The sequence below is a fragment of the Massilia sp. Root351 genome (assembly GCF_001425045.1).
Lineage (GTDB): Bacteria > Pseudomonadota > Gammaproteobacteria > Burkholderiales > Burkholderiaceae_D > Rugamonas.
Genome location: NZ_LMDJ01000032.1, coordinates 76,364 through 99,269, shown reverse-complemented (window position 1 = coordinate 99,269; position 22,906 = coordinate 76,364). Strand labels below are relative to the sequence as shown.

Annotated in this window: 22 protein-coding genes; 10 read left to right on the top strand and 12 right to left on the bottom strand. The window is 65.9% G+C overall.

What is annotated here, in order from left to right; translation table 11 throughout:
* Window positions 1–3 precede the first annotated feature (3 nt).
* On the top strand, window positions 4–738 hold the full coding sequence (locus tag ASD15_RS23325) for a hypothetical protein (protein ID WP_057157434.1): 735 nt from the start codon (window positions 4–6) through the stop codon (window positions 736–738).
* Window positions 739–758: 20 nt separating this feature from the next.
* Here ASD15_RS23325 and ASD15_RS23320 read toward each other — a convergent pair whose 3' ends face one another.
* Together ASD15_RS23320 and ASD15_RS23315 are read right to left on the bottom strand one after the other, a co-directional pair.
* Complete coding sequence (locus ASD15_RS23320; protein ID WP_157201124.1) at window positions 759–1,181, bottom strand: hypothetical protein; 423 nt, start codon at window positions 1,179–1,181, stop codon at window positions 759–761.
* Window positions 1,182–1,321: 140 nt separating this feature from the next.
* Entirely contained in the window at window positions 1,322–1,630 is a 309-nt protein-coding gene (locus ASD15_RS23315) for a DUF1272 domain-containing protein (protein ID WP_057157432.1), read from the bottom strand.
* A 55-nt stretch (window positions 1,631–1,685) separates the two neighbouring features.
* Here ASD15_RS23315 and ASD15_RS23310 point away from each other — a divergent pair, with 55 nt between their 5' ends.
* The 5 genes from ASD15_RS23310 (at window position 1,686) to ASD15_RS23295 (ending at window position 7,221) form a co-directional block, all read left to right on the top strand.
* Entirely contained in the window at window positions 1,686–2,696 is a 1,011-nt protein-coding gene (locus ASD15_RS23310) for a GlxA family transcriptional regulator (protein ID WP_057157733.1), read from the top strand.
* A 68-nt stretch (window positions 2,697–2,764) separates the two neighbouring features.
* A complete protein-coding gene (locus ASD15_RS32620) occupies window positions 2,765–2,905 on the top strand; it encodes a hypothetical protein (RefSeq protein ID WP_157201123.1) in 141 nt (46 codons plus the stop codon).
* Entirely contained in the window at window positions 2,905–3,987 is a 1,083-nt protein-coding gene (gene rodA, locus ASD15_RS23305; RefSeq protein WP_057157430.1) for a rod shape-determining protein RodA, read from the top strand. The genes ASD15_RS32620 and rodA overlap by 1 nt, the downstream gene beginning before the upstream one ends.
* Window positions 3,988–4,006: 19 nt before the next feature.
* Entirely contained in the window at window positions 4,007–4,939 is a 933-nt protein-coding gene (locus tag ASD15_RS23300; protein WP_082552098.1) for a TonB family protein, read from the top strand.
* Window positions 4,940–5,058: 119 nt separating this feature from the next.
* Window positions 5,059–7,221 carry a S9 family peptidase gene (locus tag ASD15_RS23295; protein WP_082552097.1) on the top strand — a complete coding sequence of 721 codons (2,163 nt, stop codon included), beginning with the start codon at window positions 5,059–5,061 and terminating at the stop codon, window positions 7,219–7,221.
* 22 nt (window positions 7,222–7,243) lie between these two features.
* On the opposite strand, the gene ASD15_RS23290 is transcribed toward ASD15_RS23295, so the two are convergent.
* Window positions 7,244–8,281 (bottom strand): lysozyme inhibitor LprI family protein, encoded by a 1,038-nt coding sequence (locus ASD15_RS23290; RefSeq protein ID WP_162249942.1) that lies wholly within the window; start codon window positions 8,279–8,281, stop codon window positions 7,244–7,246.
* Window positions 8,282–8,437: 156 nt separating this feature from the next.
* Between ASD15_RS23290 and ASD15_RS23285 the strand changes: the two genes are divergently transcribed.
* Window positions 8,438–8,875, top strand: a complete 438-nt coding sequence (locus tag ASD15_RS23285; RefSeq protein ID WP_057157426.1) for a hypothetical protein — start codon at window positions 8,438–8,440, stop codon at window positions 8,873–8,875.
* Window positions 8,876–8,887: 12 nt separating this feature from the next.
* Here ASD15_RS23285 and ASD15_RS23280 read toward each other — a convergent pair whose 3' ends face one another.
* The 6 genes from ASD15_RS23280 to ASD15_RS23255 all read right to left on the bottom strand — a co-directional run bounded on the left by ASD15_RS23280 (window position 8,888) and on the right by ASD15_RS23255 (window position 16,284).
* Window positions 8,888–10,198, bottom strand: coding sequence for an MFS transporter (locus ASD15_RS23280; protein WP_057157425.1), 1,311 nt, complete (start codon window positions 10,196–10,198; stop codon window positions 8,888–8,890).
* Between the two features lie 148 nt (window positions 10,199–10,346).
* Window positions 10,347–11,114: a BON domain-containing protein gene (locus ASD15_RS23275; RefSeq protein ID WP_057157424.1), complete on the bottom strand. Its 768-nt coding sequence runs from the start codon at window positions 11,112–11,114 to the stop codon at window positions 10,347–10,349.
* 110 nt (window positions 11,115–11,224) lie between these two features.
* Entirely contained in the window at window positions 11,225–11,923 is a 699-nt protein-coding gene (locus ASD15_RS23270; RefSeq protein ID WP_057157422.1) for a hypothetical protein, read from the bottom strand.
* Window positions 11,924–12,036: 113 nt separating this feature from the next.
* On the bottom strand, window positions 12,037–13,791 hold the full coding sequence (locus tag ASD15_RS23265; RefSeq protein WP_057157421.1) for a methyl-accepting chemotaxis protein: 1,755 nt from the start codon (window positions 13,789–13,791) through the stop codon (window positions 12,037–12,039).
* A 134-nt stretch (window positions 13,792–13,925) separates the two neighbouring features.
* Entirely contained in the window at window positions 13,926–15,626 is a 1,701-nt protein-coding gene (locus ASD15_RS23260; protein ID WP_057157419.1) for a DNA mismatch repair protein MutT, read from the bottom strand.
* Between the two features lie 46 nt (window positions 15,627–15,672).
* Window positions 15,673–16,284, bottom strand: a complete 612-nt coding sequence (locus ASD15_RS23255) for a short chain dehydrogenase (protein ID WP_057157418.1) — start codon at window positions 16,282–16,284, stop codon at window positions 15,673–15,675.
* A gap of 103 nt (window positions 16,285–16,387) precedes the next feature.
* On the opposite strand from ASD15_RS23255, the gene ASD15_RS23250 reads away from it, so the two are divergent.
* On the top strand, window positions 16,388–17,296 hold the full coding sequence (locus ASD15_RS23250; protein ID WP_057157417.1) for a LysR family transcriptional regulator: 909 nt from the start codon (window positions 16,388–16,390) through the stop codon (window positions 17,294–17,296).
* Between the two features lie 211 nt (window positions 17,297–17,507).
* Here ASD15_RS23250 and ASD15_RS23245 read toward each other — a convergent pair whose 3' ends face one another.
* From ASD15_RS23245 to ASD15_RS23235, 3 genes are read right to left on the bottom strand one after another with little or no spacing between them, the layout of a single operon-like run.
* The gene (locus ASD15_RS23245; RefSeq protein WP_057157416.1) at window positions 17,508–18,959 is read right to left on the bottom strand and encodes an efflux transporter outer membrane subunit; all 1,452 of its coding nucleotides are present in this window, start codon (window positions 18,957–18,959) and stop codon (window positions 17,508–17,510) included.
* Window positions 18,960–18,978: 19 nt separating this feature from the next.
* Window positions 18,979–20,580 carry a DHA2 family efflux MFS transporter permease subunit gene (locus tag ASD15_RS23240; RefSeq protein ID WP_057157415.1) on the bottom strand — a complete coding sequence of 534 codons (1,602 nt, stop codon included), beginning with the start codon at window positions 20,578–20,580 and terminating at the stop codon, window positions 18,979–18,981.
* A gap of 4 nt (window positions 20,581–20,584) precedes the next feature.
* Entirely contained in the window at window positions 20,585–21,697 is a 1,113-nt protein-coding gene (locus ASD15_RS23235) for an HlyD family secretion protein (RefSeq protein ID WP_057157414.1), read from the bottom strand.
* 190 nt (window positions 21,698–21,887) lie between these two features.
* On the opposite strand from ASD15_RS23235, the gene ASD15_RS23230 reads away from it, so the two are divergent.
* Window positions 21,888–22,559, top strand: coding sequence for a TetR/AcrR family transcriptional regulator (locus tag ASD15_RS23230; protein WP_057157413.1), 672 nt, complete (start codon window positions 21,888–21,890; stop codon window positions 22,557–22,559).
* A gap of 82 nt (window positions 22,560–22,641) precedes the next feature.
* A complete protein-coding gene (locus ASD15_RS23225; protein ID WP_057157412.1) occupies window positions 22,642–22,824 on the top strand; it encodes a hypothetical protein in 183 nt (60 codons plus the stop codon).
* Window positions 22,825–22,906 lie beyond the last annotated feature (82 nt).

Below are 22,906 nucleotides of genomic sequence, written 5' to 3'. Positions count from 1 at the left end.
GACGTGTCGCAAATCAGGACGTTTTTAGCAGGTGCAACCACCATGGCCAGCACGCTGGCCGCCGTGTGCATGCTGACCGGCGCCAAAGAGCCGCCACGGCACGAGCACTTTGACGAAATCACCGTGGGCAGGATCAACATCGTCGAGCCGGACGGCACCAAGCGCATGGTGATTTCGAACATGGCGCAGTTCCCCGGCGACTTCACACAAGGCAAGGAAGGCGCCCGCCCCGACCGCAACAGCTTTGCGGGCATGCTGTTCATTAACGAGGAAGGCACCGAAAACGGCGGTCTGATCCAGAAAGGCAGCATTGCCGCCGATGGCAAGGTATCGTCCGGCCTGTCGCTAACCTTCGACCGCTTCCGCCAGGATCAGGCGCTACAACTGCTGAACAACGACAGTGCAAACCATCAGATGACGGCGCTCAAGATCAACGACGTGCCCAACTTCAAAACGACGTCGATGGAAGACGTGCGCCGCTTTGGCGAGGAGGCGAAGAAGCTGCCCGCAACCGAGCGCCAGGCGTATTGGCGGAAACTGTCCGAGCAGGGCCGCCTGAGCACCAACCGCATCTGGCTGGGCAACACCGGGGAAAAGGGATCGTCCCTGCAGTTGAAGGACGCGCAGGGCCGGGTGCGCATGCTGCTGCTGGTGAGCGCAGACGGCAAGGCTGAAATCCAGATGCTGGACGAAACCGGCAAGATCAGCAAGTCCATCACCCCGGCCTCCAAGGAATAGCCGCGGCGCTGGACCTGCGGTCAGGGCGACACGGCCGGCGGCGATGCGGTGGTTGCGCCGACATGGAAACTGCCGTCGAACTGCGGGCTGGGCGCCTCCATTGCCACGCTGCCCGCCGCCGAACGCGCGCCCTGGCTGACGGTCCAGTTCTTCGCGCCGCAGGCTGCCGCCGCAGGCCCGCTGCAGACCCAGGCGCTGCAGCCGTCCGTGACCACCGTCAGCGCCAGCGGCTTCAGGTCAGCCAGCAGATAAGTCATCGATTCAAAGTTGGGATTGAAGCGGTTGCCGCGCGTACGGGTGGCGTGCAGGCCGCCGGTCAGCACCACGACCGGGAGCGGTTCCGCCTCGCAGGCAGGCTGTGGCTTTGGCTGCGCCGCCGCCGGCAGGAACGCCGCCGCCAGCAGGAATGCCGCCAGACGGAATACAGGCACGGACATAGGCATGGGGCTTCCTTCGTGAAATCCTGAGCGCCAAGCACGGCGGGCTGGACCTGTTGGCGCGCGTGGCCAGGCACAGCGGCCGTCGCGGGCGCCGGCCTGCTTGCGCTGGCGTTCGTGCGGCGCCGCCGCGCCCAAGCCGGCGCTTAGCGCTCTTCCGGCGACAGCGCCTTGAACTGCGCCGCGAACTGGGCATGCGCCGCCGCGTCCACCGGACGATGCTTGGGCTCGGTGCGCGCCGGATCGTTGCCCAGGTAGTTGTTGTTCTTCCAGTTGCGCGCTGGCCGCACCGGCCGCTTCTCGAAGCCGCCGCCACAATTGGGACAGACGTTGGCCAGCACGCCGTCAACGCAGGCGGCGCAGAAAGTGCATTCGTAGCTGCAAATGCGCGCGTCCGGCGCCGCCGGCGGCAAGTCTTTGTTGCAGTGTTCGCAGCTCGGTCTCAGTTCCAGCATGACTACTCCAGGGATTGAATGTCCAGCCAGTGTAGCCGTGCTAGACTTGGCATTCATGACATTCAACGTTGAAAAACTGCCAGACACTGCTGCGATTGCCGCTGTGGCCACGGTACGCCTCCTGGTCTTCCCCGACTTTCTGCTGCTGGACGCCACCGGCCCGGTGCAGGTCTTCTCCACCGCCAACGACGAGTGCCGCGACGCCGGCCGTCCGCCGGCCTACCGCATCGAACTGCTGTCGCTGCATGGCGGACCGGTCGCGTCCTGCTCCGGCGTCGCTGTCATGACCTCGCCGCTGCCCTCGCCTGACGCCATGCAAGGCGCCACGCTACTTGTTTCCGGCGGGCGCGGCGTGCGCGCGGCGCTGGCCGAGCCCGCGCTGCTGCACTGGGTAACGGCGGCGGCGCGCGTGGCGCGGCGCTGCGCCTCGGTCTGCACCGGCGCCTTCCTGCTGGCCGAAGCGGGCCTGCTGGCGGGCCGCCGCGCCGTCACGCACTGGCAGGATGTGGACAGCCTGCGCCGCGAATACCCGGCAGTGCAGGTGCAGGACGACGCCATCTACATCAAGGACGGGCCGGTCTACACGTCGGCCGGCATCACGGCCGGCATCGACCTTTGCCTGAGCCTGGTGGAGGAGGACCTGGGACGCGCCGCCGCCGTCAGCGCCGCCAAGCGGCTGGTGGTGTACCACAAGCGGTCCGGCGGGCAGCGCCAGTTCAGCGCGGAGCTGCTGGCGCAGTCCAGCGGCGGCGGCCTGGCCCAGCGGCTGACCGCGTGGCTGCGGCCGCGCGCGGCGGATGACATCGATGTGGAGCGGATGGCGGAGGCGATGGCGCTGTCGGCGCGCAGCCTGCACCGCCGCCTGCGCGAAGAAACCGGGACTTCCCCAGCACAGCTGCTGGCGCGCGTGCGGATGGAAACCGCGTGCAGGCTGCTGGAAGCGGCCGGCTGCAGCATCAAGCAGGTGGCGCGGCTGTCCGGCTTCGGCACCGAATACAAGCTGCGCCGCGCGTTCGCGAAACAACTGGGCGTTCTGCCCAGCGAGTACCGCGAAAGGTTTGCCTGAGGGTTTGCGCGGGGCCGCTGCCAGGCTCTGGAAATGCTAAAATAGCATCTTTCCACGAGAGAACAAGCATGAGCCAGCAACAACACGAAGACCGCCGTTTCCGCCGCCGCCTGCTGATCCTGGCGGCCATCGCGCTGGTGGGGCTGCTGGCCCTGGCGGCGCGCCTGGTCTGGCTGCAGGTGCTGCACGGCGCGCAAGGCATGCTGTAATGCAGCGCCGTCTCAAGGCGCTGTTCGCCGTGCTGGACCCGCAGCTGACGCTGTGCATTCTGTTGCTGCTGGCCACCGGCGTACTGACCATGTACTCGGCCGGCGCAGACTTCCCGGGCCGCTTCGCGCTGCATCTGCGCAATGTGCTGATCGCGCTGGGCATCATGTGGGCGGTGGCCAGCGTGCCGCCGCCCACGCTGATGCGCTACGCCGCCCCGATCTACGCGGCCGGCGTGCTGTTGCTGCTGGCGGTGTTCATGGTGGGCGAGATCAAGAAAGGCTCGCGGCGCTGGTTGCATATCGGCTTCGACATGCAACCGTCCGAGATGATGAAGATCGCCATGCCGCTGATGCTGGCCTGGTTCTTCCACCAGTACGCCAGCCTGAAGCGCTGGAAGACCTTCGCGGTGGCGGCCTTGCTGCTGCTGGTGCCAGCCGCCCTGATCATGAAGCAGCCCGACCTTGGCACCGCGCTGTTGGTGCTGGCGGCAGGCGGCTACGTGATCGTGCTGGCGGGGCTGTCGTGGAAGGCCATGGCCGCGCTGGCCGTGGCGGGCGCCGCCAGCATCCCCATCGCCTGGCCCATGCTGCACGAATACCAGCGCCAGCGCGTGCTGACCCTGCTCGATCCGGAAGCCGACCCGCTGGGGAAGGGCTTCCAGATCAAGCAGGCCGGCATTGCCATCGGTTCGGGCGGCGTGGACGGCAAAGGCTGGCTGCAAGGCACCCAGGGACACCTCGGCTTTGTGCCCGAGCGCACGACCGATTTCATCTTCTCCGTGTACGCCGAGGAATTCGGCCTGCTCGGCATCGCGGTGCTGCTGACCCTGTACTTCCTGCTGATCGCGCGCGGGCTGGCCATCACGGCCGGCGCCACCACGCTGTTCGCGCGCCTGCTGGGCGGCGCCGTCACCATGATTTTCTTTACCTACGCCTTCATCAACATCGGCATGGTCAGCGGCATCTTCCCGGTGGTCGGCGTGCCGCTGCCCTTCATCAGCTACGGCGGCACGGCGCTGATGACGCTAGGTGTCGGCGCCGGCATCCTCATGAGCATTCAGCGCCAGCGCAAGCTGGCTTAACTTTCTTTTTTAGGTCCGTATGAAATTCCAGGTTTCAATTGCACAGCTGTTGCTGGCCATCGGCGCCGCTGGCGCCATTCACGCTGACGCAGCCGCATGCAGTACGCGCGACGTTTGTATCTCGGCCGTCATGGATGCAGCCCGTTCAGGCAATCTGGTCTCCACCCTGCAGCTCACCACCGAGCTGCGAAAGACGGCACTATTGCCCGCTACCAAACCCGGCAGCGCCAGCGCGCCCCTTGGCCCATCCGACCCACCTCACGGAAACGCCGACGATACGCTGATCGCCACGCTGGAAGCAGCCAGTGCCAAAGATGAATTCTCGCCCGACGTACGGCGCACGCTGGCGCAAGCCTACTTGAGCGCCGGCAGACCGCACGATGCGGAACGTTATCTGCGGGAGTCGGTCGCCCTGATACCAATCCACGCGCAGCTATGGGGCGACCTGGCGACGGCACTCACCATGCAGGGCAAGACCAGCGATGCCGTCTCGGCACTGGTGGTTGCCTACGCCTTCGCAGCGGACCAAGGGCAGGCCCGCAAACTTTATGAGCAGGCCGCCGCCATGTCGCCGCTGCAAGCCATGCGCCCTGTGTACGCCGAAACCCTGGCAGCACTGGCATCCATGCCGCCACTGCCCGAGACCGGCACCGGCAAGAAAAACAAGCCGGACAAGATGATCGCAATTCAAAATCCCGAGGAATGCGCCAAGCCGGATTGGCCGCGGCACTCGCTGCGGCGCGAAGAAACCGGGACCGTGACAATCGCCTTCTACGTCGATGAAAACGGGAAATTGGCAGGCATCCGAAATGCCGGCTCAAGCGGCCATATTGCATTGGACCTGGCGGCCATGGCCGGCCTTGCCTCTTGCAAATTCAGTGCCGCAGTCATCGACGGCAAGCCGGCTGCACTCTGGATGAAGATGCAATACGTCTGGACGCTGCAGGAATAAGGCGGAGCCGGCCGCCGATCGGATCTGGACGGATACATTGGAGAAACAATTGGCTGATTGACAGGGGGCAAGGTTTTGCCCACCATCTACTGCTTCGATCCACCAGCCGGACTTAGCACATGACCCCTACCCGATTGCTCCATCCCCTGACCGCCCTGCTGCTGGCCACCGCCGGCTTCGGCGCGGCGCATACCGCCCACGCCGCCGACGCTACCGCGCCGGCCGCCGCGGCGACTGCCAGCACCGGCATCGCCGCCAAGCACGCCATCACCCACGAAGACGTGTGGCTGATGAAGCGCGTCGGCGCGCCCATGCCCAGCCCGGACGGCAAGTGGGCCGTGTTCGCCGTCACCGACACCGCCTACGACAGCAAGGAGCAGTGGTCCGACCTGTGGATCAAGTCCCTCACCGACGACAGCACCGCGCGCCGCCTGACCTTTTCCAAGGGCGGCGAAGGTGCCCTGAACTGGTCGCCGGACAGCAAGCAGCTGATCTTCGTGGCCAAGCGCGACGGCGACGAAGCCAGCCAGATCTACCGCATCGACGTGGCCGGCGGCGGCGAGGCCCAGCGCCTGACCACCCTGACGCTGGGCGCGCGTTCGCCCAAGTTCAGCCCGGACGGCAAGCAGATCCTGTTCGTCAGCGACCTGTTTCCCGGCAATACCGACGAGGAATCGGTCAAGAAAACCTTCAAGGAACGCAAGGACCGCAAGTACAGCGCGCGCGCCTATGAAACCTTCCCGCCGCGCTTCTTCGACAAGTGGCTGGACGACAAGCAGGTGCGCCTGTTCGTGATGGACGCGCAGATCGGCGCCAAGGCCAAAGACATCCTGTCCGGCAGCAAGCTGGCGGCCATGCCGGGCTTCGGCGGCGGCCAGGGCGACGAAGGCCAGTCGCTGGACGCGATCTGGACCCCGGACGGCAAGGCCGTCGTCTTCAGCGCCTCGACCAACCGCGACGAACTGGCGCGCGCCTCGGCCTACACCCAGATCTTCTCGCTGCCGGCCACCGGCGGCGAGGCGACCCGGCTGACGGCGGACAAGCACAGCTACAGCAGCCTGAAGTTCTCGCCGGACGGCAAGACCCTGCTGTGCCTGACCCAAGCCGAAACCGAAGGCAAGGTGTACGACCTGGACCGCCTGGCCAGCTTCGCGTGGCCGCTGACCAGCCCGCAGCCGAAAATCCTGACCGCCGCGCTGGACCGCTCGGTGTCGCGCTACGCGCTGCCGGCGGACGGCAAGCGCATCTACTTCACCTTCGAGCACGCCGGCCTGGAGCAGCTGCACTCGATCGGCTACGCGGGCGGCGAAGTGAAGGCGGAAGCGTCGGCCCCAACCGGCAGCATCAACTCGCTGAACGCGGGCGGCACCGCGCTGGTGGGCGTGTGGGAATCGGCCATCAATCCGCCGGAGGTGTTTGCCTTCCATGGCAAGGCCCCCAAGCGCCTGACCTCCTTCAACGTGGAGAAAGCCGCCGGCATCGACTGGCAGGCGCCCGAGCACTTCTGGTTCAAGACGCCGGATGGCCGCCAGATCCACAACATGATCGTCAAGCCGGCCAACTTCGACCCCAACCAGAAGTATCCGCTGTTCGCCGTGATCCACGGCGGCGCCGCCAATATGTGGCGCGACCAGTTCGTGCTGCGCTGGAACTACCACCTGCTGGCCAAGCCGGGCTACATCGTGCTGCTGACCGACTACAAGGGCTCCACCGGCTACGGCGAGGAATTCGCCCGCTCGATCCAGTTCGATCCGCTGAAAGGCCCGGGCGACGAGATCAACCAGGCGGTGGACGAGGCCATCAAGAAGTACAGCTTCATCGATGGCAGCAAGCTGGCCGCCGGCGGCGCCAGCTACGGCGGCCACCTGGCCAACTGGCTGCAGGCCACCACCACGCGCTACAAGGCCATCGTGTCGCACGCCGGCGAGATGGACCTGGTGATGCAATGGGGCACCAGCGACAGCGTGTACGGCCGCGAAGTCAACAGCGGCGGCCCGGTGTGGGGCAACTTGCCGGTGTGGCGCGACCAGAGCCCGATCATGCAGGCCGGGAATCACGAAAAGGGCACCGGCTTCAAGACCCCCATCCTGATCACGGTGGGCGAGCTGGACTACCGCGTGCCGGTCAACAACGCGCTGATGAACTTTGCCGCGCAGCAGCGCCTGAACACGCCCAGCAAGCTGGTGGTGTTCCCGGACGAAAACCACTGGGTGCTGAAAGGGGAAAACAGCCGCTACTTCTACAACGAAGTGCACGGCTGGCTGGCGAAGTACCTGAAATAAGCGCTCCCCGCCCAGGCGGCGCTCAGGACTCGAACTCTTCCAGCTGTTCGATGCGGCGCTGCGTCAGCAGCGCCTTCCACGCGTGCGGCGCCACCCCCGGGTAGCGCGCCGCGCCCAGCGCCACCCAGGCGTCGCGGTACGCCAGCCAGGCGCGCTGCGTGAGCGTCACCCCCTCCTTCGTCACCGTGCCATGCCCCAGGGCAGGTGCGCCCTCCTGCTGCGGATGCTGCATCAGGCGCTGGTAGACCTGGTTCAGTTTCTTGTCCAGTTGCTGGTACTGCTGCTCGGAGTAGCGCGGCAGCTTGCCCCGTTCCGCGTCCCGCACATCGTGCGCGAACAGATCCATTTCCACGGCGCGCGCCTCGATGGCCAGCGCGCCGCGCAGGGTGCCGCTCATGTCGGTCTCCTGGTCGGCGCGGCGCGCTGCGAACTGCTCCAGCGCCTGCTGCAGCCTGGCGGCGGCGGCCTGCTGTCCCGGCTGCCATGATTTCATCAGCGCCGCCAGCTTGCCGCTGCGCTCCTTGCTGCCCAGCCTTTCCTCGATGGCCGCGCAATGGCTGCCCATGAAACCGCTGGTGATGTCGTCGCACTGGTCGAAAGGCTGCGCTTCGTGGTGCTGCATGCGCTCGTTCAGGTGGGCCACGCGGCCGTCCATTTCGGCCGGCGCGGCCGCCAGCGAACAGGCGTAGCGGACCGCCAGGCCGTCATTGCGCGACACGCCATAGCCGTTGGCATACAGCATCATCAGCACGCTGGCGTCGCTCTCGGCGTAAGCGCAGTGGCGCACCTTGTCCCAGTCGGCCGGCGAGGCGCCGGGGCGGGCGCGGGTGTCGTAATACAGATTTTCGGCGCCGCAGCCGCGCAGCCCGTGCAGGGAACCCGGCGGCGGCAGCTCGCGCGCGGGCGGCTGCACATGCTGCACGCTCAGGCACTGGCGGTACCAGGCCGATTTGCGGTCGGCCATGCTGCCCATGGCGGACGTGTTCGGATAATCGGCTTGCGCCGCCGCCAGCACAGGCTGCAGCAGGCACACTATCGCGAAAAGACCGGTCCGGCTCATGTATGCGTCTCCACCACTGTTGTTGTTCCCACAGTATAGAGACGAAACAGCCACAGCACCACGCAGATTCGCTGTGGCAAAAAAGTTACAAAAATATATACTACTTCCCTTTGAGCAAGTTACAATAAGTGCAAGTTCACTACTGCGGGAAACCCAATGAAACAGCTGTACGCTGCCTTGTTCCTGGTTTTTGCCCAAGCCGCCCATGGCGCGGAAATCGATCCCCAGCAAAAATCGCCTTGCGCGCAGCCGAACTTTCCCGTCCGCTCCACCACGCTGGAGAGCGTGCGCCTGGTGGAAAAAGCCCTGCGCGAGTGGCGCGCCTGCTTCCGCGTCGCCACCGCCCAGCGCCAGGGGGTGGACGACATGATGGCTTCCGCACACGACTACCAGCTGGTCAAGGCGCGGCACGAAGCCTGGGTGAAGGCAACCGTAGCGCAAAGCAACGGCCAACCCTACGGCAAGCTGGCGGCCAACCGCGTGGAACGCGATTTCTGGGAGAACCTGATGGCCGACCGCAGCTACCCTGCCGCCAAGCACAGCCCGGTGCGCCAGGCCGAGGCAGCGCTGCACCAGGTCTCCGGCTCGAACTGATACCCCGCAGCTTTATGCGGCCGCCTTCACCGGTACCGCAGCCGCGGCAGCCTGCTGCCGCCGTATCGCCAGCACCAGCAGCGCCGCCGCCAGGCAGGCCGCGCCCGCCGCGAACAGCGCCGGATTGTAGGTGAACCACAAGGTCCGCACCCGGCCCGCGCCGTACGCCGCCACGGCCGCGCCCAGCTGGTGGCCGGCAAACACCCAGCCGAACACCATGCCCGCACGCTCCTTGCCGAAAGTGGCGCCCACCAGCTTGACGGTAGGCGGCACGGTGGCAATCCAGTCCAGGCCATAGAACATGGCGAACAGCGACAGCCCGTACAGCGTGAAGTCCGAATACGGCAGCCACAGCAGCGACAGGCCGCGCAGGCCGTAATACCAGAACAGCAGCTTGCGGTTGTCGTAGCGGTCCGACAGCCAGCCGGAGGCGATGGTGCCGATCAGGTCGAACGCCCCCATCATGGCCAGCACCGAGGCGGCCGGCACGGCCGACAGGCCGGCGTCGCCGCACAGCGAAATGAAGTGGGTCTGGATCAGGCCGTTGGTGCTCAGGCCGCAGATGAAGAAGGTGCCGAACAGTATCCAGAAGGTGCGGTTGCCGGACACGCTGCGCAGCACGGCGAACGGCGTGCCGAAAGTGATTTTCATCGGCGCGGCAGCCGGCGCGGCGGCAGCGGCGGCGGCCGGATCCATGCCGAACGGCAGCAGGCCGAGGTCCGATGGCCGGTTACGCATCAGCAAGAAGGCCGCCACGGCCACCAGCGAACAGGCGAAGAACACCGGCAGCAGCGCCATGCGCCAGCCATAATGCTCGATCAGCCAGGCGCCCAGCGGCAGGAACACCAGCTGGCCGGTGGCCGAACTGGCCGTCAGCAAGCCGATGATCAGGCCGCGCCGCGTTTCAAACCAGCGGTTGGCCACCACCGCGCTCAGCACCAGCGCCGTCATGCCCGAGCCTACGCCCAGCATCACGCCCCACAGCGCCACCAGGTGCCAGAACTGGCTCATGCGGGTGGCCAGCAGCAAGCCGGCGGCCACCAGGCCCAGCGCCGTGACCACCACGTTGCGCAGGCCGAAGCGCTCCATCAGGATGGCGGCGAACGGTCCCATCAGGCCGAACAGTGCGAAGCGGATCGCCAGCGCGGACGAAATCTGCTCCACGTCCCAGCCGAACTCCTTGCTGAGCGGCTGCAGCAGCGCACCCGGCAGGCCGAGCGCGGCCGACGAGGTCAGCGCGGTAAAGAAAGTGAGGGCGACGATGACCCAGGAATAGTGCCAGCCACGGCGCGCGAGCCAGGCGGAAAGGGGTTGAGCGAACATAAGTTGCCTCTTGGAATGTTAATCAATGCTGCATTCCACCGGATTTTAAATTATGATCATAATTTAAGCAAGCAGAGAAAAGCCCGCGCAGGCGCGGGCTGGATGGCGCGGCGGAACGGCCCGGCGGGCCCATCCCGGTCCGCTTCCGTTATTTGGTGTTTTTCACCTGGATGGAGCTTTTCACTTCGGCCACGCCCTTCACGCCGCGGGCCAGCTGCACGGCTTTATCGGCCTCCGCCTTGGAAGGCACGAAGCCGCTCAGCATGACCACGCCCTTCACGGTTTCCACGTGCACGTCCATGGCCTTCACGCCGGGATCGGCAGCCAGGTCGGCTTTCACCTTGGTGGTGATGACGGTGTCGCTGACAGCGTCGCCGGCGGCGGCGGTGGCGTTGCGGGTGCTGTCGGCGGCCGTGGTGGTGGTGGCGGCCGTGCGGTCGCGCATGGTGTCGGTGGTGGCGGCGGTGCGGTCGCGCATGGTATCGGTGGCGGCGGCGGTGCGCTCGGCTACGGTCGGCGTGGGGTCGGCACGGCGGGCGTCGGCGATGGCCGTGTCCTTGGCAGCCTTGGCGTCATGCTTGCAAGCGCTCTTGGCGTTGCCGGTCATGTCGTCGCATTTTTCCTTGGCCAGTTCATACTCGGCGTCGGCCACATCTTCGCGGGCCTTGCGGATGTCCTTGGCGTCGGATTTGTGCTGGGCCACAGCGTCGGCTTCGGCTTTGGCCTTGGCCACTTTCGCCTCTTCCTGGCAGATGTCCTTGGCGTTGCCTTTCAGGCTGCCACATTGCGCCTTGGCTGCCTTGTAGTCGGCGGCAGCCTTGTCTTTCATGGATTTGTAGGCAGCAGGATCGTTGTCGGCAATGGCATAGCCACTGCTGATGGCGCCGGCCAGTGCAAGGATTACGAATTTGTTCATGATAGGTCCCCCTAAGTGATGGTTGGCCTAGTGATTAAACGCCCGTGGCGAAATCCACTCTGTACGCTAACCAACACAAGACTCATCAAATCGGCGGGGGCCGATACAGCCTACTCCGTCGCTTGCAAGCCCTGCTTCCACAAGGAACGGGCTTGCTCGAACGGCGTGGCGCCGTCCGCGAACGCGGCGCCATTGGACGCCAGCGCCAGCCAGGCCTCGGTATCATGCGACACGTGACTATCGGGCTGCGCCGCGCGCACTTGCTGCAGCCAGCTGTAGACCTGGGCATACTGGCCGGGATGGCTGCGCTGCATCCATGCCAGCGCCACCAGGTCGGCAAAGCCCTCTTCGCGGCGCGTCTCGCGCAGCTCCTGGGTCAGTTTCTGGATTTCGGGAGGCTGGGCCGCGTCCGCCGTGCGCTCCTGGAAGCCGCTCGGCACCGAGTGCCAGGCGCCCTGCGCGTAGCGCCAGCAATGCGCCACTTCGTGCGCCGTCATGGCCTCTATCATCAAGGCGCGCTGCGCGGCAGGAACGGTCCGCAGCACGTCTTCCGCAGCAGGGTTGCCGCGCATGGTCAGCACCAGTTTGCAGCGGCCGCCGTCGAAGCCCATGGCCAGCGGCACCGCGCCCGGCTGGGCTTGCGGCTGCACGATGATATCGATCGGGAGCTGCTGCTGCTTGGCATACGCCAGCACGGAAGCGCCCGCCTGCAGCCAGCGCGACTCCACATCGGTGAGCTGCGCGGCCGCAGCAAAGGCCGGCAAGGACAGCAGCGCGGCGGACAAAATTGGCAAGATGACTTTAGGCATGTTTTTACCCCTCTGAAGGGAATAATACATGCCGCAAGTCAACTCGTAACAGCTGTTACAAAATATTTGCTTGGTGAAATGGCATATTTGCCAAACAAAAAATTGTCGCTTTTTTAAAACTCTTCCCAGCCGTCGTCCGGGCCCGCGCTGGCGGCGGCTTTCTTGGGAGCAGGCTTGGCATCCGGCTTTGCGGCAGGCAGCGCTGCGGCGCGCGGGGCGGGCGCGGCACGGCCAGCCGCAGGGCTGACGCTGGCGGCGGGGCGCGCGGCCGGCGGGGCGGCCAGGGCCGGCAGCCTGGACTCGTCCAGCTTGAAGATGCTGACCACTTCCGACAGGTTGCCGGCCTGGTCCTGCAGCGACGAGGCGGCAGCGGCGGCCTGCTCCACCAGCGCGGCATTCTGCTGCACCACCTGGTCCATTTTGCCCACCGCTTCGTTTACCTGCTCGATGCCCGAGGTCTGCTCCGCGCTGGCGGTGGAAATCTCGCCCATGATGTCGGTCACGCGCTTGACGCTGTTGACGATGTCCTGCATGGTCGCACCGGCCTGGTCCACCAGCTTGGCGCCGGCGTCCACTTTCTCCACCGAGTCGTCGATCAGGCTCTTGATCTCCTTCGCGGCGCCGGCCGAGCGCTGCGCCAGGTTGCGCACTTCGGTGGCCACCACGGCAAAGCCCCTGCCCTGCTCGCCCGCGCGCGCCGCCTCGACAGCCGCGTTCAGCGCCAGGATGTTGGTCTGGAAGGCGATGCTGTCGATGACGCCGATAATGTCCACGATCTTCTTGGACGATTCGTTGATCGACGCCATGGTGTGCACCACCTGGTTGACCACCGCGCCGCCCTTGACCGCCACTTCGGAGGCCGACAGCGCCAGCTGGTTGGCCTGGTGGGCGTGGTCCGAGTTCTGCTTGACGGTGCCGGTCAGCTGCTCCATCGACGAGGCGGTCTCCTCGATGTTGGCCGCTTGCTGTTCGGTGCGGCTGGACAGGTCCATATTGCCGGCCGCGATTTCGCGCGAGTTGGTGGCGATGGTCTGCGTGCCCGCGCGCACCTGGCTGACGATGTTGACCAGGCTGTCGCGCATGCCCTGCATGGCGTGCAGCAGGCTGCTGTTGTCGCCCGGCTTGGTGTCGATCTTCACCGCCAGGTTGCCGGACGCGATGCAGGCCACGATGGAGGCCGCGTACTCCGGCTCGCCGCCCAGCTGGCGCAGCAGGCCGCGGCTGATGAACCAGGCCGCCGCCACGCCCACGCCGATGGCGATCAGGCACAGCACCACCATGAACACGAAGAAGCTGCGCGCCACGCTGGTGGCGCTGTTGGCCTGCTCCATGCTCATTTTTTCTTCCAGGTCGATCAGCTTGTTGACCGACGCCAGCCACTCGACGAAGGCCGGCGCGGCCTGCTGCTGCAGCAGGGCGGTCGCTTCCGCCAGCTGGTCGGCGCTGCGCAGCGCGATCACCTTGGCGATCAGCGGCTGGGCCTTGGCCTCGCTGGCCTTGATGCCCTCCAGCGCGCTCTTCTCTTCCGGCGTGACGTTCTTGCCGGCCGAGATGATCTGGTCCAGCGGCGCGGCCGACTTGGCGTAGTTGTCGGCCAGCGTCTTGATCTGCTCGATGTGCGGCGCGGCCGCGCCGGCGTCGGCCGCCAGCACCACGTCGCGCAGCGCGATGGAACGGTCATGCACGCTGCCGCGGAAGTTGATCGCGTAGCGCTGCTTGACGTTGTTCACGTCGCTGATATTGGTGAGGATGGTGTCGATCTTCTGCACCCGGTTGATGCCCAGCGCGGTGACGATGATGAGGAGGAGGAAAACCAGGCCGAAGCCGGTCGCCAGGCGCGTGCTGATTTTGCTGCTTTCGATGTCCATGTTGGTATCCCGGTTACTGTTATTGACTATTGGAAATAACGGGAAAATTTAACACGGACCGGACATTCCTGCTTGCCGACCAAGAGAGAGGCTGCGGCGGGTCGAAGCCGGGAACGCCCCGCCGCAGTGCCGCCTTATTTTTTCAGCAAGGCTTTGGCCGTGCTGAAAGCCGGGCGGATATCGTTCGGCACCGTCTTCATCTTGTCCAGGGCCTGCTGCACTTCGGGGCGGATCACCACGTACCTGGCCATCATGTCCTTGGCGCGGGCGTAGTCGCCGGTGGCCTCGATGGTCAGGAACTCGCGGTCCAGGTCCAGCACCGCCTGCTTGATCTTCTTGAAGTCCACCGAGAAGATGCCGCCGCCGTGCGACACAAAGGCCCCCTTGTCCAGCAGGTAGTTGACCTGGATCGCCATGCCGCGCGCGTGGGAGCTGGTCAGGCCGAAATGCAGCGTGCGGAAGGCCGACGCCAGGAAGGTGGTGTACAGTTTGCGTTCGGCCGCCTCGCCCTGGCCCAGCGTGCTTTGCAACTGGCCCTTGTCCATCATGTGCATCAGCGCGTACAGGCCGGTGATGTCCGCCTTGGCCTCCTCGATGGTGGAATAGGTTTCCTTCAGATCCTGGCGCGGCGTGGACGCCACGCCGCTCACCTTGGTCGCGTGCGGGCCCAGGCCGTGCATGATTTCATGCGCCAGGATATGGGTGAAGAAGGAATCGAAATCGACGTCCTTCTGGTCCGCCGGCTTCAGCACCAGCTTCGAGATCGGCGTCAGCGTGGATTTGAATTTCGCCTCCTGCACATTCTTCAGCATCACCCGCTTGGATCCGCGCTGGCTGATGATGCGCTCGTCGTTCGGCAGGTTGTAGGCGGCGGTCTGCACGCCCATGTTGCCGTCGCCGGCGCCGTAGACCTGGTTTACCACCACCATGGGCGCCAGCGCGCCGACTTTCGGATTGCGGTACTGCGGGTCCAGCGGCAGGTTGTCCTCCAGCTCCTGCATGTGCTGCGCGAAGAAGTTCAGCTTCTCGGTTTCCTTCTGGTCGCGGATGCTCACGTAAGCCTCAAAGGCGGCCTTGTAGCCGAACAGCTCGTCGTTGTAGGTCTCGTACGGGCCGATGGTGACATCGACCGGCGAATCGAGGTCCATCCACGCGAAGTCGGACGCCAGATAGTCGTTCGACAGGAAGGCGTCCGCGCGCAAGGTGAGGAATTTTTTCAGCGACACGTTGCCGGTGGCGGCGGCCGCCTCGCGCAGCAGCGCGGCCAGCTTTTCCAGTTCCGGCTTGTATTCCTCCGAATACTTCACGGTCTTGAATTGGCCGGCCGCGTCGGCACGGATGGTGGTGAAGAACCACTGCGCCTGCTCCTTGTCCGCACCCGACAGGCTGTTGATCCACGCCTCGATGGCCGCCTTGCCGGCGCCGGACGGATAGAAGTTGGCCGCTTCCGGCTTCTTCTGCGGGACCTTGATGCCTGCCACGTCGGCCGGCAGGAAGGACACGTTGCCATCCAGGATGGACCACGGCCCCTTGTTGAGCCAGAAGTAGTCCAGCCGCGCCTTGCCCAGCGGCGTCGCGTCCTTTTGCAGCGCGGACCACAGCGCCTCGTTGCCCTCCCAGCGCTGGCGCAACTGCAGCACGTCGACGACCTTGGCCGCCTCGATCAGCTTGACGATGGCCTGCTTGTCGCCGGCCGACAGCCTGGACGTATCGGCCTTCAGCTCGACCGGCGCAAAGCGTCTGGCCATCTTGTTCAGTTCATCGACGCTCGCGGGCGCTGCGGTGGCAGCGCTGCCCGCGAAGGCCAGCACCAGAGGAATCAGGATATTTTTCATGGGGACTTTGCGATGGTTGATCGGAAAGCGCCCATGGTATAACCGATCACCAGACCTTGTACACCTGCCCGGTCTGCGCGCCCTCCACGCTGCGGCTGTAGGCCAGCGCCACGCGGCTGGCGGGCGCGGTCTCGAAGCCGGGGAAGAAGGGCCCGTAGCTGTCCAGCGATTCCGTCAGCAGGGTCGGGCTGACCACGTTGATGCGGATCCCGCGCGGCAGCTCGATGGCCGCGCCGCGCGCATAGCCCTCGACCGCCGCATTGACCATGGCGGCGCTGGCGCCGTTGCGGATCGGCTGGTGCGCCACGATGCCGCTGGTGAGCGTGATGGAGCCGCCGTCGGCGAGGAACTCCTGCGCCACCTGCGCCGCGTTCACCTGCCCCATCAGCTTGCTCTCCAGGCCCACGCGGAACTGCTCCGGCGTGAATTCGGCCAGCGGCGCAAAAGCCAGCCGTCCGGCCGCCACCACCACCGCATCCACCCTGCCGTGCGCTGCAGCGATTTGCGCGAACACGGCGCGCACCTGGCCGATGTCGGCAATGTCCGCGCGATACTGCCCGCTGCTGCTGCCGACAGCGACGATCTCGTGGCGCTGGCCGAGCTGCTCCGCCACTGCCTTGCCCACGGTGCCGGTTGCGCCGATGACGATGATTTTCATGCTGGTTCTCCTGTAGTGTTGGTAAGTGCAGCCAGTATGGCCACCTTCACGCCAGGAATAAATGCACTAGAATGAACAACATTACTAATCGGAAGTTAGCAATATGGACAAGCTGCGCAGCATGGAAGTCTTCGTCGCGGTGGTCGAGCGCGGCAGTTTCACGGCCGCCGCCGAGGCCTTCGGCATCTCGCCCGTGATGGTCGGCAAGCACATCCGCGCACTGGAAGAACGGCTGGGCGCCGCCCTGCTGGCGCGCACCACGCGGCGCCAGAGCCTGACCGAGATCGGCCGCCAGTACGCCGACCAGTGCAGGGCCATCCTGGCGCAGATCAGCGCGGCCGAATCGGGCGCCGAAGCGATGCGCGCCGTCCCGCGCGGCAAGCTGAAGATTACGGCGCCGGTATCGTTCGGCAGCGAATGGGTCAGCCCCGCCATGACCGAGTACCTGGCGCTGCACCCCGAGGTCAGCCTGGAGCTGAACCTGAACGACCGCATGGTCGACATTGTGGAAGAAGGCTACGACGCCGCGATCCGCATCGGCGTGCTGGAAGACTCGGGGCTGGTAGCGCGCGCGCTGCGGCCCTACGGCATGGTGATCTGCGCTTCGCCCGCCTACCTGGCGCGGGCCGGCACGCCGCGCACGCCGGAAGACCTGGCGCAGCACGAATGCCTGGACTTCATGCAATGGACGCACCAGGTGCGCTGGCGCCTGAAAGGCCAGCCCGGCGCCGGCAAGGTGCGCGAAAGCCGCTTCCGCTCCAACAACGGCCAAGCCTTGCGGATCGCAGCGTTGCGCGGCTTCGGCATCGTGATGCAGGCCGAAATCCTGCTGGCGCAAGACATCGCCGCCGGCCGCCTGGTACCGGTGCTGCACGACCACGTCCCGGCGGCGCGCCCCATGCACCTGGTCTACTCCCGCGACCGCCAGCCCACGCCCAAGCTCACCACCTTCATCGCCTTCATGCTCGACCGCTTCAGCCCCACGACGCCTTTTCCTACCCCTTCATCCTAATCCTACAAGCGCTCTGAGCCGCATTTCCCCCACTTCGGGGTCAGACCCCGAGTGTGCGGCTGAGTTCGCTTATAGAGTGAAACAACGCCAGCAACCGCCATCTGGATCTGCCCCGCCGCAATATTCCAGCCTGGCGAGCTGTGCCGCATTCGAAAGGATTCGGGGTCTGACCCCGGTGTTCAGGGAATGCGGCTCAGCTTGCTTGGTTTGGTTAGCGGGAGGCGATGGCGGCGAGGGGGCCTTGGGATTGCCAGCCGGCACCGAGGGCGCGGGCGACGGCGACCGTGGCGAGCAGGCGCTGGGTGGTGATTTGGGCGGCGGCGCGGTCGGCAGCCAGACTGCTGCGCTGGGCATCCGTCACGTCCAGGTAGGTGGAGACGCCGCGCTCGTAGCGGGCGCGCGCGACCAGGTAGGCGCGCGCCGCGGCTTCCCGCGATTGCGCTTGCACCAGCTCCTGCTTCTGCCTTTGCTGCACGTCCGATAACGCGTCTTCCACTTCGCGCAGCGCCGTCAGCAGCTTGCCTTGGTGGTTGGCCAGTGCTTCTTCGTAACGCGCCTTGGCCAGCGCGAGGTTGGCGCGGTTGCGGCCGCCGTCAAAAATCGGCAGCGACAATGCCAGCGGGCCGACGCTGAACTGGCGCGAACCGCCCCGCGCGATTTCGCTCAGGCTTTCGGACGCGTAGCCGAAATTGCCGGTCAGGCTGAGCGTGGGGTAGAACGCGCCTTCGGCCACGCCGATCTGCGCGTTGGCGGCGCGCAGCGTGGCGACACTGCCAGCCAGGTCGGGACGCTGCGACAGCAAACTGGCCGGCAGCCCGACCGGGATCGCCGGCGGCTGCGGCAGGCTGGCCACCGCAGCGGCCGGCAGTTGCATGGCCGACGGCGATGCGCCCGTCAGCGTGGCCAGGCTGTGCTCCAGCGTGTTGCGCTGGCGTTGCACTTCCTGCAGGTCCGCTTCGGCGTTGGCGCGCTCGATGCGGGCGCGCGAGGTGTCCAGCTCATTCGACAGCCCGGCGTTGAAGCGGGCGTTGACCAGTTCCTCGCTTTCGCGGCGGCTGTCGAGCGCGCCGTTCAGGATGGCGATCTCGGTGTCCAGCCCGCGCAGCTGCCAGTAGGTGGTGGCCACCTGCGAGGACAGCAGCAACAGCACGCCGTCCCGGTCCGCCACAGCCGCCAGCGCTTGCGCGTCGGCCGCTTCAACCATGCGCCGCACGCGGCCCAGCAGGTCCACTTCGTACGACATCGAGGCGCCCAGCGAGTAGTTGTTGCCGTGGATGGAGCGGTTGCCCAGCGCGATGCCTTGCGAGGTGTTGGCCGAGGTGCGCGAGTTCGACACGCCGCCATTTACGCTCAGCGAGGGCGATTCGCTGGCGCGCGCCAGGCCCAGCTGCGCCTGCGCCTGCAGCAGGCGCTGCGCGGCCGCTTTCACGCTGGGATTGTCGCGCAGCGCGCTCTGTTCCAGGCGGTTCAAGGTGTCGTCGCCGTAGATGGTCCACCATTGCGCCGGCAGGCGCGCTGCGCCCCGCTCGCCCACCGGGGCATGGCGGTAGCCGGCGTCGGCCACATTCTGCGGCGCGCTGAAATCGGAACCCACGGTGCTGCAGCCTGCCAGCGCCAGCCCAACAGCGGCGGCCAGCGTGACCTTTTTGAATGAACTGAACATATCGTTTATACCTTTTAGATTAATGCGCGCCGCCGCCGGCGCCGCCGGGGGATTTGACCTTGTCGGACATCCACAGCACCGGTATGCAAGCGAGCAGGATCGCGGCGACAATGAAGAAGCCGTCGTTGTAGGCCATCACGTAGGATTCGCGCCGCACGATGCCGTCGATCGCCTTCAGCGCCTGGTCGGCCGCCATGGAGGCGTCGTAGCCTTTGCTGATGAAGGACTGCGTCAGTGCGGCCAGACGCTCCTGCGCGGCCGGCGCGAACGAGTTGATGGCCTCTCCCAGCCGCTGCGAATGGAAGTGCTCGCGCTGCGACAGCGAGGTGGCCAGCAGCGCGATGCCGATCGAGCCGCCCAGGTTGCGCGTCATGTTGAACAGGCTCGATGCCGAGGCCACGTCTTTCTGCGGGATGCCTTGCATGGCGAAGTTCGACAGCGTCAGCATCACGAAGGGCTGGCCCAGCGCGCGCACCACCTGCGACGCCAGCAGCTGGTCGTAGCCGGTGGTGGCGTCCATGTAGGCGTTCATCAGGCAGGACAGGCCGAACAGCAGCAGCCCGAAGGAGCACAGGATGCGGTTGTCCACCTTGCCCGACAGCTTGGCTACGAAGGGCATGATGAACAGCTGCGGCAGGCCGGCCCACATGATGACTTCGCCGATCTGCATCGGCGAGTAGCCGGCGATCTGGCCCAGGTACAGCGGCAGCAGGAAGGACGAGCCGTACAGCGCCATGCCGAACACCGCCGACAGCGCGGTGGCGACCAGGAAGTTGCGTTGGCCGTACAGCGCCAGGTTGACGAAGGGGTTGGCCCGCGTGGCGCTGGTGACCACCCAGCCCAGCAAACCCACCAGCGCCAGCGAGGCGAAGGCGATGATGAAGCCGGAGTCGAACCAGTCCTTGCTGTTGCCTTCTTCGAGGAAGATGGTGAGGCAGCCCAGGCCCAGCGCCATGAAGCCGATGCCGATCCAGTCGGTCTTCAGCAGGTCGCCCCACTTGGTCTTTTCCGAATCCAGCCCGTAGGCGATGCCGGCCATCAGCAGCAGGCCGGGCACCCAGTTGATGTAGAAGATCGATGGCCAGCCGTAGATTTCGCTCAGGTAGCCGCCCAGTGTCGGGCCCATGGACGGCGCCAGCGTGGCGGTCAAGCCGAAGATGGCCATGCCGGCGGCGCGCCTGGAAGGCGGCAGCTTGAGCATCACCAGGGTGAACGCCATCGGGATCAGCGCGCCGCCGGTGAAACCTTGCGCCATGCGGAACACAATCATGCTTTCCAGGTTCCAGGCCGCGCCGCACAGGGTGGAGAACAGCAGGAACAAGGCGGTGGTGCCCATCATGTAGCGGCGCGCGCCGAACACGCGGGTAAACAGCGCGGTCATGGGGATGACGATGATCTCGGCCACCAGGTAGGCGGTGGAGATCCACGAGCCTTCTTCCTGCGTGGCCGACAGGCTGCCGAGGATGTCCTTCAGCGAGGCGTTGGTGATCTGGATGTCGAGCACCGCCATGAAGGCGCCCAGCATGCCGGCGCCGACCGCGATCCAGGTGCGCAGGTCGACCTTCTGGCCGTTCTGCGGCAGCGCCGGGGCGCCTGCGGCGAGTGTATTGGTGCTGCTCATGGCTTTACTTCAGTTCCACTTCGGCGATGGCCGACATGCCGGGCACCAGGCGGCCGCTCAGCGCTTTCACGTCTTCCGGCTTGAAGGTGACTTTGACCGGCACGCGCTGGACGATCTTGGTGAAGTTGCCGGTGGCGTTATCGGCCGGCAGCAGCGCGAACTGCGCACCGGAGGCGGGCGCGAAGCTGTCCACGCGGCCCACCAGGGCCTTGCCCGGCATGGCGTCGATCGTCACGTGCACCGGCTGGCCCACTTTCAGTTCGGCCAGCTGGGTTTCCTTGAAGTTGGCGGTGACCCAGACGTTGTCCTGCACGATGGCGGTCAGCTGCTGGCCCGGCTGCACGCGCTGGCCCACTTCCAGCGAGCGCTTGCCGATGCGGCCGTCCACCGGCGCCAGGATGCGGTTGTAGGCCAGCTGCTGGCGCGCGTCCTTGAGTTGCACGCGCAGCACATGCACTTGCGCCTTGAGCACTTCGCGCGCGGCAGTGGCGGCGGTGGTCTGGGCCTTGGCGGCGGCGGCGCTGTCCTTGCGCGCGGCCAGGTCGGCGGTGGCGCCGGAGCGGCCGGCGTTGGCCGCGTCCAGTTCCGCCTTCGACACGGCCTTCATCTGGCTGTTGTACAGCTGGCCGTAGCGCTCGGCGTCCTGCCTGGCGCGCAGCAGCTGCGCTTCGGACTGCGCCACTTGCGCGGCGGCGGCCGACGCCTGGGCGTTGACTTGCGCGATCTGCGCGTCGGCCTGCAGCACCTGCTGCTCGGCGGTGGCGATCTGCGCTTCGATCTGCTCCACCTTCACGTGCTGGTCGAACGGGTCCAGCTCGGCGATCACGTCGCCCTGTTTCACCATCTGGTTGTCTTCGATCAGCACCTTGGTCACCACGCCGGAAATGCGGGCCGACACCGGGTGCACATGGCCGGCCACATAGGCGTTTTCAGTTTCAACAAAGTAATGGCTGCGGTACCACATGCGGGCGCCGGCGCCGATGGCGGCCAGGGCGATCAGGCCGGCGATGACGAGCACGCGGCGGTTGGGTGCGGCGGCGGGGGCCGCCGGGGCGGCCGGCTGCGCCGCTTGGCCGGCAGCGGCGCTCAGCATTTTTTGCTCTGCTTGGTTGGACATGCGGGCTCCGAAATAATGAAATGGAATAGGTGCATTATTCGACAAGCGCTGCGGCAAGTCAAGAAATGAAACGATTGCATTTCATTTTATTTTGGACTACAGTCCCCATCTGATAAGATGCCGAGTAACCAGACAGCAAGCCGCCATGACATCCGCCAGTCCAGAAAAGTTGCAAGGAATACTACCTGCAATGCCAGAAGTCGAGTTTTTCGGCGTCGCCCACTGCCCCGCCAAGACTGCGGGCCGTCCGCGCGCCTCCGAGACCGAAGCCCGTACCCAGGAACTGGTGGACACGGCCGGCCGGCTGTTCCTGGAAAAGGGTTACAGCAAGGTCAGCCTGGAAATGATCGCCAGGCAGGCGCGGGTGGCGGTGCGCACCATTTACGTCAAGTTCGGCGGCAAGGCCGGGCTGTTTACGGCCGTCATCAACGCCGGCTGCGCGCCCTTCTTCGCCACCATGCACGACATGGAGACTTCGGTGCGCCCGCTGCGCGAGGTCCTGCTGGACTTTGCCTTGCGCTTCGGCCAGCTGGTCGCGTCGCCGCAGGTGCTGGCGGTGCACCGCATGGTCATCGCCGAGTCCATGTCCAATCCGGAACTGGCGCTGGCCTTCTTCGAGGCCGGCCCCAAGCAGACCCGCGAAGCGGTGCAGCGCTACTTCGCCCGCCCCGATATCCGCGCCCAGTTGCGCCAGGACATGCCGCCCGACGCGCTCACCGTGCATTTGCTGAACTGCATCATGGGCGACCAGTTGAAACGCTACCTGTTCGTGATCAACGCGACCGCGCCCATGCCCGATGTGCGCCGGCAGGTGGAAGTGGGGGTGGAGCTGTTCCTGGGCGGCGCGCTGCGCAAGGACTGAGCCGCGCTGTAAGCTTGTGTGCGCTAGCGCACTGAGAAAAACCGCCGTCCCGCGCATCCTGTGCCTTTAAACAGGAGGTTGTATGAGCAAGTTCACTCGTCTTGAATGGAGCAAACAAGTAGCCGCGCTGAACGAGCGCATCAAGGGCTTCCAGGCGAACCCCACCAAGGAACAGCTCGAAGCGGCCATCGACGAATTGCGCGCCTACGCAGAGGCTGCGCGAGCGGGCGGCATCGAGATCCCTTCGCGCTTCATCGCTAGCTGAACGCTAGCCTGGCACCAAACGGGTCACCACCCAGCGCGCCCGAGGGCGGCACACCAACCGGGAATTTTTCCCGGTTTTTTTA

Coding starts and splice junctions, on each gene's coding strand:
- ASD15_RS23280 (WP_057157425.1), bottom strand. CDS start 10,198: ATGTTCGCTCAACCCCTTTCCGCCTGGCTCGCGCGCCGTGGCTGGCAC.
- ASD15_RS32620 (WP_157201123.1), top strand. CDS start 2,765: ATGAGCCAGCAACAACACGAAGACCGCCGTTTCCGCCGCCGCCTGCTG.
- ASD15_RS23290 (WP_162249942.1), bottom strand. CDS start 8,281: ATGAGCCGGACCGGTCTTTTCGCGATAGTGTGCCTGCTGCAGCCTGTG.
- ASD15_RS23275 (WP_057157424.1), bottom strand. CDS start 11,114: ATGAACAAATTCGTAATCCTTGCACTGGCCGGCGCCATCAGCAGTGGC.
- ASD15_RS23250 (WP_057157417.1), top strand. CDS start 16,388: ATGGACAAGCTGCGCAGCATGGAAGTCTTCGTCGCGGTGGTCGAGCGC.
- ASD15_RS23235 (WP_057157414.1), bottom strand. CDS start 21,697: ATGTCCAACCAAGCAGAGCAAAAAATGCTGAGCGCCGCTGCCGGCCAA.
- ASD15_RS23310 (WP_057157733.1), top strand. CDS start 1,686: ATGACATTCAACGTTGAAAAACTGCCAGACACTGCTGCGATTGCCGCT.
- ASD15_RS23245 (WP_057157416.1), bottom strand. CDS start 18,959: ATGTTCAGTTCATTCAAAAAGGTCACGCTGGCCGCCGCTGTTGGGCTG.
- ASD15_RS23225 (WP_057157412.1), top strand. CDS start 22,642: ATGAGCAAGTTCACTCGTCTTGAATGGAGCAAACAAGTAGCCGCGCTG.
- ASD15_RS23255 (WP_057157418.1), bottom strand. CDS start 16,284: ATGAAAATCATCGTCATCGGCGCAACCGGCACCGTGGGCAAGGCAGTG.
- ASD15_RS23320 (WP_157201124.1), bottom strand. CDS start 1,181: ATGCCTATGTCCGTGCCTGTATTCCGTCTGGCGGCATTCCTGCTGGCG.
- ASD15_RS23260 (WP_057157419.1), bottom strand. CDS start 15,626: ATGAAAAATATCCTGATTCCTCTGGTGCTGGCCTTCGCGGGCAGCGCT.
- ASD15_RS23270 (WP_057157422.1), bottom strand. CDS start 11,923: ATGCCTAAAGTCATCTTGCCAATTTTGTCCGCCGCGCTGCTGTCCTTG.
- rodA (WP_057157430.1), top strand. CDS start 2,905: ATGCAGCGCCGTCTCAAGGCGCTGTTCGCCGTGCTGGACCCGCAGCTG.
- ASD15_RS23230 (WP_057157413.1), top strand. CDS start 21,888: ATGCCAGAAGTCGAGTTTTTCGGCGTCGCCCACTGCCCCGCCAAGACT.
- ASD15_RS23315 (WP_057157432.1), bottom strand. CDS start 1,630: ATGCTGGAACTGAGACCGAGCTGCGAACACTGCAACAAAGACTTGCCG.
- ASD15_RS23300 (WP_082552098.1), top strand. CDS start 4,007: ATGAAATTCCAGGTTTCAATTGCACAGCTGTTGCTGGCCATCGGCGCC.
- ASD15_RS23240 (WP_057157415.1), bottom strand. CDS start 20,580: ATGAGCAGCACCAATACACTCGCCGCAGGCGCCCCGGCGCTGCCGCAG.
- ASD15_RS23295 (WP_082552097.1), top strand. CDS start 5,059: ATGACCCCTACCCGATTGCTCCATCCCCTGACCGCCCTGCTGCTGGCC.
- ASD15_RS23285 (WP_057157426.1), top strand. CDS start 8,438: ATGAAACAGCTGTACGCTGCCTTGTTCCTGGTTTTTGCCCAAGCCGCC.
- ASD15_RS23265 (WP_057157421.1), bottom strand. CDS start 13,791: ATGGACATCGAAAGCAGCAAAATCAGCACGCGCCTGGCGACCGGCTTC.